The following is a 9866-nucleotide window of genomic DNA, read 5'->3' on the forward strand; positions in this document are numbered from 1 at the left end:
ATCAAACTCTTCAGTTTAATCTCTGTTACTTTTGCCGTTTTACCGGCACTCTTATTGCTAAGAGGTCGCTCACTCAAAATACTGACAGGCCACTATTTTCATAGCGCCTATTTCATTACTTCTTGTGAACATTTGATATTTTAAGTATCGCGGAACCGAAGTTCCGCGTGCACTTTCATCAAACGTCCACACTTATCGACTGTTAATTTTTAAAGAACTTTGTTCGGTACTGCGTCGCTAACAAATCGTTTTGTCTGTCAGCGAAGAAGGAAGAGTATGAATCGTTTAGACCGTTTCGTCAACCTTCTTTTTCTTCTCGCTTCACTCTGCAACACCTTGTTTTGTGTGCGCCGTTTTGCGAGGAGGCGAACTATAGCAAAGCCCCTCGCGGCTTGGCAAGCATTTTCTTGACGCCGTCGGCCAGCACCGCGATTAACAACGCCCCCGCCCCTATCCCCATCAGCAAACGATGGTCGCCACCGCTCCGCGCGAACAGGTAGGAATAGCCATAGCCAGCCAGCGCCTGGAACAAGGCGAACACCGTCGTGGCCCTGCTCCACACGGCGCTCTGTCCATGCGCATCGCCCGGCAATATTTGGTGGACGCGGCCCAGCACGATCGGCACGATGCCCGGCGGGAAGGAACCAACGACCACGGTCGCCGCGATCAGCAACACGTGGTTGCGGGAAAACATCATCAGCCCGATCACGCCCGCCTGCATGCACAGCGCCAGCTGGCTGGTGCGCGTGGGACCGATGCGATCGGTCAACGCGCCATAAAACATCGGACCGGCGATCGCTCCGATGCCGTAAGCGATCCAGAACAAGGCCGCCGTATGGGTGCCCCACCCAAGGCCGCGTGCCACGTAATCGACCAGGAACACCATCAACGGCACCAGGCCGATCGCCATCAGGGCGTATTGCACATACAACACGTTCAGGTCGAAACGGGCGCCGACCGGCGGCGCCGCCGGCCGCGCGCCAGCGACGGCCGCATGAACGGGCGACGCGCCCGGCCAACAGAACCAGCTCGCGATGCTTAGCAACAGCGCCAGCGCGCCCAACCCCAGCCACGTCTCCCGCAGGCCGACGCTCAGCAGCATCGGCACCACCGTGCCCGAGGCGGCGATGCCCACGCCCACGCCGAGGAAAATCGCTCCACTCGCCATTCCCCTGCGCTCGACCGGCACATGGGGCAGTACCGTCGACGCGACCAGCACCATGATGATGCCGCCCGACACACCCGACAACAGCCGCCAGACAAAGAACCAGCTCACCGACAAGGGGAACGCGCACGCGAAGAACGCCAGCGAGGCCAGCATCATCATCACGCGCAACGTCGCGCGCGCGGTCAGCCGCGCCGCCAACGGGCGGCCGACCAGGGCCCCCACCAGATAACCGACCAGATTGGCCGCGCCCAGATAGACCACGTCCTGGGCGGCGAACCAGTGCGCCTCGATCAATGGCGGTATCAGCGGCGTGTAGCCGAAGCGCGCCAATCCGATCCCGACCAGGCTGGCAGACAGGCCGGCAAATATGGCGCGCGCGGCGGCGCCCTTGTCTTTTGCAATATCCATCACGATCCTTCGCTGGCTCATTATGTTTGACAGCATAGCCAAGCTTGGCTCCGACGGGCCGACACGCTGTTGTCGGTGCTGTCCAAGCCGACACAATAGCCGGTGAAACGGTGCAACGGCGTTTCGTCCTTCGCGCCACAATTGCGCCCGCGGCGACAGGCCGCGCCGAACTAGCGCCCACGATATGGAGTGGCTACACAGGGCCACATCCTTCCTGACCCAGTCGAAACGACAGGCCGCATCATCGTTCGGCGCAACGGAGCATGCCCAATGAAAATCTCAAACGACCAACCCAGTCGCACTGGAAATACCCACCTCGGCCCATCGCTTTCCAGTCAACAGCATTCCCACGCCAAGGACCTGGAAACGCGCGTCCTTCCGGCGTGCGAAAGCATGTTGAAAAAATATCAGAAATCGCTCGCCAACACTGATGCGAACGTCGGCCACAAACATCACGGCCATCAACATCACCTGCACAAGCACCACGGCCACCAAGGCCATCACGGCAAGGCGGTGGGCGGCGACAAGGCGCCGGCCGACGATGACACGCACGTCCACCATCCCGCCGCCACGCACCATGCGCAACACGCGGCCCAGGCTGGGCACGCCGCATCGCCCGACGCCACCGGAAAAAGCACGCAGCCATCCCCCAGGATTGCAGCGCCGGCGCCCCGGACCGCCGTGCCGGCAACGCCGCCATTGGCCACGCATGCGACCGACGTCGACGCGCGTCAGACGCTCGACGCCGGCCATGGCTGGGGCGCGCAAAATGGCGGCGTCACGGGCGGATCGAAGGCCGACAACGCCCACGTCTACACCGTCTCGACGCGCGCCGAACTGCTCGCCGCGCTTGGCGGCAACAACGCCAGCAACGGCGCCAACGCCACGCCGAAAATCATCAAAATTACCGGCAATATCGATCTGAACGCCGACGACCACGGCAAGCCGCTCGGCAAAGCCGACTTCGCCAACGAAAAAGCGCAGCTGGACCACGACATGCTGGCGGTGGGCTCGAACACGACCATCATCGGCGTCGGTCCCAACGCCGGGATCTCGGGCGGCGGCTTCAATGTGAACGACTCGCACAACGTCATCATCCGCAACCTGAATATGAGCACGCCATTCGATTTCTTCCCGGGCAAGGATGACCAGGGCAATCCGCACGGCCGGGTGTACAGCATCGAAGCCAAGGGCACCCAGAACCTTTGGGTCGACCACAACACCTTTAGCGACGGCAAAGCACCGGCCGGTGCCATCAGCGGCGATCAGATCGATTTTACCAACGGCGCGAATTTCGCCACCATCTCCAACAACCAGTTCTTGAGTCACAACAAATCGATCCTGATCGGCTCGAGCGACGGCAGAACCAGCGATGCCGGCAAGCTCAACGTCACCATCGACCACAACCTGTTCGACGGCGTGTCGCAGCGCGATCCCCGGGTCCGCTACGGCAATGTCGAGGTGGCCAACAATCTGTACCGGGACAGTTCGTCGCAGGCCAACCGCTTCCAGTACAACCTCGGGGTCGGCGTGCACTCCGACATCACGTCGCAGAACAACGCCTTCGAGACCCAGGGCGTCGGCGCGAGCAGCCTGGTCAAACGTTTTGGCGATTCGGGACACTTGACCGACTCGGGATCGCTGGTCAACGGCAAGGCGGTCAATCTGTCGTCGTCGCCCAGTGGCAAAGGACCGGGGGGCGGCGCCATCGCCCATCTGGACGCGACGGCCGATGTCGCCTCGATTGTGCTGGCGCAATCCGGCGCCGGCAAGCTCAAGGTGGGCGCCTAGGAAGGCGTCGAGGTGAAGGGGGACGACGTCCTCAGCAATTATTGATGACGACGTCGATGCGCTTGTGCACGTCCTCCGCGAACGCCAGGAATTCGCGCATTTCCTCCGGCCGCGAGGCGTCCAGCGCGAACCACTCCGCCGAGCCGCCGGCGCTGCGGATTTCCGTCACCAGCGCGTGCAACTTGCTGGAAGGACGCGCCCCCAGCACCACGTGATGGCCCTCGCCGGCCAGTTGGCGCGCCGTGGCAGGACCGCTGCCCCGGCTGGCGCCAGCAATCAGAATCACCTTTCGATTGGTTTGTGCAATAGCAGTCATGTTGCGGTCCTTTCAATGGCAATTAAACCAGCCTGCATCATACGAACATCCGCCGCCGCCGCGAATGCACAGGCCTATGTCTTTCTTGCCTAATCCTATACATCGATGATAGCCCGGTAGCCAACGCCACCACTTTGATGGATCATTCCTATTCACCACCGTATTTTTTTGGAAGGACACGAATTGGAACGCATGATCGCGCTGCACACCAGCCTGGCGACCCGCGATGGCTACACCGAGACGGCACTGGAGGACGTGCGCCTGACCCGCGCCACCCACAGCGTGACCAAGGCGCCGGCCATGTCCGACCCGTGCATCGCCATCGTGCTGCAAGGGCGCAAGCGGGCCCATTTCGGCAACGACGTGCTGCAGTTCGACGCCGAACACTATCTGGTGGTGGCCATCCCGACGCCGTTCATCAGCGCGACCGAGGCCTCGGTCGAGGAACCGTTCCTGGGCCTGGTCATCCGCGTCGACCGCACCACGCTGGCGGACCTCATGTTCGCCATCGACCAGAACGCCAACGAGGTCCCGGCCATGCCCAAAGGCATGATGACCACCCGCATGGACGAGCGCCTGCGGGGGACGGTGCTGCGGCTGATGGAGGCGCTCAGTTCGCCGCTGGAGGCGCGCGTGCTGGGGCCGGCGATCGTGCGCGAAATCTGCTTCCGCGTGCTGATGGGCGAGCAAGGGGCGGCGCTGCGCGCGGCGCTCACCAGCCAGGGGCAGTTCGGCCGCATCGCCAAGGCGCTGCGCCGCATCCACGCCGACTACGCGGCCGACATGGACGTCGGCATGCTGGCGGCCGAGGCCAGCATGAGCATTCCCGCCTTCCACGTTCATTTCAAGTCGGTGACGCATTGCTCGCCGATTCAATACCTGAAGTCGGCACGGCTGCATCAGGCGCGGCTGCTGATGGCGCGCAACGAGATGACGGCGCAGGCGGCGTCGGCCAAGGTGGGCTACGAAAGCCCGTCGCAATTCAGCCGCGAGTTCAAGCGCTACTTCGGCCGCAGCCCCGGCGAGGAGGCCGAAGCGATGCGGCGCATGCTATCGCCCCAGCCGGCGGAAATTACAAGGTTGCCGTAAAGATAATTTGAGGTTAGGATACGAATAGCGCGGTATTGCAAATTAACCAATGCCGCGATTTATCGACCTCACCTTCAAGGAAATTTATGCGACTTTTGATTATCGCCGCCGCGCTGGCCGTGGCCGGACCATCGATCGCGGCGCCGTTCGAGCCGGGCGTGTACCTCGGCGCCACCGCCGGGCGCGCCTCCGTGTCGTCCAAATATGCCGACAACAGCAGCGACATTTCGCTGGGCGGCTCGATCGGCTACCAGTACACGCCCAACTTCGGCTTTGACGTCTACACGCGCAGCCTGAGCTTCGATCCTTTCCGCGGCCTGTTCACCGAGGCCGGTTATTATCCGGAGCGGACCTACGGCGTCGCCGTCCAGGGCACGGTGCCGCTCAACGACCGCTTCAGCTTATATGGCCGCGCCGGCGTCGGCCGCACGTCGATGCAAGCCACCCGCAGCGACCTGCCCGACCGCGATGAGACCGACCCGATGGTCGGCGTCGGCGTCAGCTACGCCTTCAACCGCCACTGGTCGATCGGCGCGGACTTCAGCTATCTGACCAAAACCGAAGTGTCGTTGTACTCGTTCAGCGCGCGCTTCAATTTCTAGGCGGATAAGTCAGTCCTCAATCGACGTGATGCGCACCGTGTGCATGCGCTCCGTCGATTCAAAATCGAAACGCCGGGGCAGGAAACGGGCGATCACCTGCGCGTTGGTCAGCGCGTGCTGCGACAGCTTGTCGGCGGTGAAACTGCCGCCGCCCGCCAGCGCCATCGGCAGCATGATCTGGTCGGCCAGCCATTCGCCGACCGCGGCGCCGGAGGCGATATAACGGCGCGCGTGCTCCAGCGTGTGTTTCGCCACGGTTTCAGCGCGCACCGCCCTCTCGCCGAAACCGGAAAAGACCTCGGTGACATGCTCGTGCTCCAGCGTCACCAGCAAAACATTGCCCGGCCCATACTCGGCGGGCAGTACGCAGGCGCGCAATTGCCCTTCCTCCCAGCCCATGCCTTGGCCGATGCAGGCCAGTTCCCGCCTGGCCACGTCAGCGGGCACGCCGGCGACAAAACTTTCCGCATAGCCCAGACGGCGAGCGCCCCGTTGCAACAAGTCGAGTTGCCGCAGCGCGGCGCAAGGCTGGACCTCGGCCACCACCTCGCCGCCGCCCGCCGGATAGAAGCCGAAGCGGTTCAAGCGGATATCTATGTCAGCGCCCATTGCCGCCAGCACGCGGCCATAGGCACGCTGCAGAAAATGCGCCGGCGGCGCCATGGAATTGTGCGTGCCGCCCTTCAGCTTCACGCTGGACGGCCCGTCGGCGAACAATAACGCGGGCAAGACCGTCTGCAATACCAGCGTACAGCTGCCTGCGGTGCCGATGGCGAACTCATAATCGCCAGCGCAAATTTTCCCCGGCTCGAACAACAGCGTTTGCGCGCCGACGGCGGCGTCGGCGACATCGGCATGACAAATCCGGGCGGCTGCCTGCACCGCCACCAGATGTTGCCTCATCAGCCCCGGCCGCGCCCGGCCAGCGCGAATATTTTTGATGCGAAACGGTTGCCCGGTAATCATGGACAAGGTCAGCGCCGTGCGCAAAACCTGTCCCCCGCCCTCGCCCGCGGCGCCATCCAATTCAATCATCGCTCGGTACTCCATTAACCTTTAACGCATACGACTTGTTTCAGCGTATGCACGACTTCCACCAAATCACGCTGCGCATGCATCACCGCGTCGATATCCTTGTAGGCCATCGGGATTTCATCGACCACGTTGTCGTCCTTGCGGCACTCGACCCCGGCCGTTGCCAGGGCGTGATCGGCGGCGGTGAAACGCCGCTTGGCCTCGTTGCGGCTCATCACGCGGCCGGCGCCGTGGCTGCAGCTGTGAAAGCTATCCGCGTTTCCTTTGCCGCGCACGATGTAGCTCTTGGCGCCCATCGATCCAGGAATAATCCCCAGTTCGCCCGGACGCGCCGACACCGCCCCCTTGCGGGTAATCAGCACGTCCTCGCCGAAGTGGCGTTCCCGCTGCACATAATTGTGATGGCAGTTGATCGCCTCCACATGCGTTTCGAACGGTTTGGTGATGACCGTGCGTACCGCCGCGATCAGGTTGTGCATCATCACGTCGCGGTTGGTGCGGGCAAACCGCTGCGCCCAGCTCACCGCCTCCACATAGTTGTCATAGTGGCTGGTGCCCTCGTTCAGGTAGGCCAGATCCTGGTCGGGCAGATTGATGAAATGGGTACGCATATCCTGCTTGGCCAATTCGATGAAGTGGCTGCCGATCGCGTTGCCCACACCACGCGAACCGGAGTGCAACATAAACCAGACGCCATTCGACTCATCCAGGCAGACCTCGATAAAGTGGTTGCCGCTGCCCAGCGTGCCCAGGTGGCGATAGTTATTCGTGTTTTTCAGCTTGGGCGTCTTCTCGCAAATTACATCGAACTCGTCCTTGAGCGTCGCCCATGCCAGGTCCACCGCCGACGGCGGCGTATGCCAGCTTCCCTCGTCGCGTCCGCGATAGCCACGCGTCTTAGGCGACATGCCGTGCGGCACAGCCTTTTCGATCGCGCTGCGCAGCGGCCCCAGATTATCCGGCAGGTCGCTGGCGGTTAGCGTGGTCTTGGCCGCCATCATGCCACAGCCGATGTCGACGCCCACCGCCGCCGGGATGATCGCGCCCAGCGTGGGAATGACGCTGCCGATCGTGGACCCCTTGCCCAGGTGGACATCCGGCATGACGGCGATATGCTTGTAGATGAACGGCATGCGCGCGGTGTTACCGAGTTGCTGTTTCGCAGACTCTTCCACCGGGACGCCCCGGGTCCACATTTTGATCAGGCTGCCATCTTCGGTGGCGATCACATCGTAGTTTACGTTATCCATTGGTTTTTCTTCTCTTAATCGTTTAATTGTCGACCAGCGCCGACAGGACACCCTGCCAGATCTGCTTTGCTTGAGTGGCGGAGGCCAAACCAGCGGAATGCGATACCAGACTCCATTGGCTGGAAGTATGACGGGAACTCGCCACATGCAGTGCCAGGGGCGCGCCGGCGCCCTGCTTCCTGGACGCCGCTTGCATGCCGTTTTTTTTCATGACACCCGCGCTAATTAGCCAACTCATCTCATTCTCCTTTTCTGGTTCGTATCCCCTATATCGCAAAGGCCGTGCCAGTAGAGGCCCAAAACGGCGACGAAAATATAAGCCTTTGAATTAATGAGAAAAAACAGACATTTCCACAAATTTTCAACTTCACCAAGATGTAAGCTCAGGCATAATTACTTATCTTATTTTATAAATTCTTATCCATGAAAAACAAGCGCACAGTGGTCATTGGCTTCGTCGGCACTCAGCTGGACAGCGGCCGGGATAGCCGGCGCTGGGAAAAATGGCGTCCCAGCGTCGCCCTTACCCAGCACGAGGAGATGGTCGTCGATCGCTTTGAATTGTTATACAACAGCCGGTTCGGCGAATTGACCCGGCATGTCGCACGCGACATCGCCACCGTTTCCCCGGAAACCAAGGTCATCACCCATGACATCGCGATGCGGGACGCCTGGGATTTCGAAGACGTGTATGGCGCCCTGTTCGATTTCGCCAAACAATATCCCTTCGATACCGAGAACGAGGACTACTGGGTACACATCACGACCGGGACCCACGTGGTCCAGATCTGCCTATTTCTGCTGACTGAGGCACGTTATTTGCCCGGTCGCCTGCTGCAAACATCGCCGCCCCGGCGCCAGGCGATCGGCGAATCGGGCAGCTACACGTTGATCGATCTTGACCTCTCGCGCTATGACCAGATCGCACAGCGCTTTACAAGCGAGCAGGCCGAAGGCGTTGCGTTGCTCAAGTCGGGCATCGCGACGCGCAATCCGAAATTCAACGCGCTGATCGACGAGATCGAAAAAGTAGCGATCAAATCCCGCGCGCCGATGCTGCTGATGGGGCCGACCGGCGCGGGCAAATCGTTCCTGGCGCGCAGAATCTTTGAGCTGAAAAAGCATCGGCATCAACTCGATGGAAAATTCGTCGAACTCAATTGCGCCACAGTTCATGGGGACGGCGCGGCGTCGACGCTATTCGGCCACATCAAGGGAGCCTTCACAGGCGCCGCCGCAAGCAGACCAGGGCTGCTGCGCAGCGCCGACAAAGGCTTGCTGTTTTTAGATGAAATCGGCGAGCTGGGTATCAACGAACAAGCGATGTTGCTCAAGGCGTTGGAAGAAAAACGCTTTCTGCCGGTGGGGAGCGATAACGAGGTGGCCAGCGATTTTCAGCTGATCGCCGGCACCAATCGCGACCTCGGCGCCGAGGTCGCAGCGGGCCGATTCAGGGAGGATCTGTATGCGCGTATTAATCTCTGGACGTATTCACTCCCCCGGCTGGCGGAACGCCCGGAGGATATCGAGCCCAATGTCGATTACCAACTGACGTTGTTTGGGATGGAAAGCGGCGAGAAAGTCGGCTTCAATAAGGAGGCGCGGACGCGTTACCTGGACTTTGCGGCATCGAGGGAGGCGGTGTGGGCGGGCAATTTCCGCGATCTGGCGGCGTCGGTTACGCGCCTGGCCACGCTGTCGAATTCGGGCCGGATCGCCGATCAACAGGTGGAGGATGAAATCGAGCGCCTGAAAAAACTCTGGCGTCACAATGGCGGCGGCGCGGCGCCGGCCGGCGATATCGACTTGTCGCAGTTGATGGGGGATGAAGCGGCTGCGGGGTTGGATTTGTTCGACCGTATGCAATTAGCCGCGGTGATCGGGGTGTGTCGGCAATCGAAGACGATGTCGGACGCCGGCCGTAAGCTGTATGCCGTGTCACGCGACGCCAAAGCCAAACCCAACGACGCCGACCGGCTGAAAAAGTACCTGGCTAAATTCGACTTGCGCTGGGAGGGGGTGCAATAAGCTGTCGGCGGCGCATGCATGGCGGATTACGCTTCGCTAATCCGCCCTACGTGTTTTAGAAGTATCTCCGGGCACGTCGCGCAGACGCAAAAAAGCCCCGACCAGGTGAGGCGAGAGGCAATGCCTCGCGTCGAACGGAAGGGGCTTGGACGCAAAAAAGCCCACCAGGATCACCTGGT

At 61.3% G+C, this 9866-nt stretch carries 9 protein-coding genes; 4 read left to right on the forward strand and 5 right to left on the reverse strand.

Annotation, left to right across the window (positions count from 1 at the left end; translation table 11 throughout):
• Positions 1 to 370: 370 nt before the first annotated feature.
• The gene (locus JOD97_RS32365; protein WP_209726935.1) at positions 371 to 1576 is read right to left on the reverse strand and encodes a YbfB/YjiJ family MFS transporter; all 1206 of its coding nucleotides are present in this window, start codon (positions 1574 to 1576) and stop codon (positions 371 to 373) included.
• Positions 1577 to 1969: 393 nt separating this feature from the next.
• Between JOD97_RS32365 and JOD97_RS32370 the strand changes: the two genes are divergently transcribed.
• Complete coding sequence (locus JOD97_RS32370; protein ID WP_209726936.1) at positions 1970 to 3367, forward strand: polysaccharide lyase family 1 protein; 1398 nt, start codon at positions 1970 to 1972, stop codon at positions 3365 to 3367.
• A 31-nt stretch (positions 3368 to 3398) separates the two neighbouring features.
• Here the strand turns inward: JOD97_RS32370 and JOD97_RS32375 are convergent, their stop codons facing one another.
• Entirely contained in the window at positions 3399 to 3683 is a 285-nt protein-coding gene (locus tag JOD97_RS32375; RefSeq protein WP_209726937.1) for an SDR family oxidoreductase, read from the reverse strand.
• Between the two features lie 192 nt (positions 3684 to 3875).
• Between JOD97_RS32375 and JOD97_RS32380 the strand changes: the two genes are divergently transcribed.
• Together JOD97_RS32380 and JOD97_RS32385 are read left to right on the forward strand one after the other, a co-directional pair.
• Positions 3876 to 4772 carry an AraC family transcriptional regulator gene (locus tag JOD97_RS32380; RefSeq protein WP_209726945.1) on the forward strand — a complete coding sequence of 299 codons (897 nt, stop codon included), beginning with the start codon at positions 3876 to 3878 and terminating at the stop codon, positions 4770 to 4772.
• Between the two features lie 86 nt (positions 4773 to 4858).
• Complete coding sequence (locus JOD97_RS32385; RefSeq protein ID WP_209726938.1) at positions 4859 to 5374, forward strand: porin family protein; 516 nt, start codon at positions 4859 to 4861, stop codon at positions 5372 to 5374.
• Between the two features lie 9 nt (positions 5375 to 5383).
• Here JOD97_RS32385 and rtcA read toward each other — a convergent pair whose 3' ends face one another.
• The 3 genes from rtcA to JOD97_RS32400 are packed head-to-tail and all read right to left on the reverse strand — an operon-like array spanning position 5384 to position 7897.
• Complete coding sequence (gene rtcA / locus JOD97_RS32390) at positions 5384 to 6409, reverse strand: RNA 3'-terminal phosphate cyclase (RefSeq protein WP_209726939.1); 1026 nt, start codon at positions 6407 to 6409, stop codon at positions 5384 to 5386.
• 14 nt (positions 6410 to 6423) lie between these two features.
• Positions 6424 to 7659, reverse strand: coding sequence for an RtcB family protein (locus tag JOD97_RS32395; protein WP_209726947.1), 1236 nt, complete (start codon positions 7657 to 7659; stop codon positions 6424 to 6426).
• A gap of 22 nt (positions 7660 to 7681) precedes the next feature.
• The gene (locus tag JOD97_RS32400; protein WP_209726941.1) at positions 7682 to 7897 is read right to left on the reverse strand and encodes a hypothetical protein; all 216 of its coding nucleotides are present in this window, start codon (positions 7895 to 7897) and stop codon (positions 7682 to 7684) included.
• A gap of 185 nt (positions 7898 to 8082) precedes the next feature.
• On the opposite strand from JOD97_RS32400, the gene rtcR reads away from it, so the two are divergent.
• Positions 8083 to 9687, forward strand: a complete 1605-nt coding sequence (gene rtcR / locus JOD97_RS32405; protein ID WP_209726943.1) for an RNA repair transcriptional activator RtcR — start codon at positions 8083 to 8085, stop codon at positions 9685 to 9687.
• Positions 9688 to 9866: the final 179 nt, after the last annotated feature.

Origin of the sequence: Duganella sp. 1411 (genome assembly GCF_017833525.1) — a bacterium.
Taxonomy (GTDB): Bacteria; Pseudomonadota; Gammaproteobacteria; order Burkholderiales; family Burkholderiaceae_D; genus Rugamonas.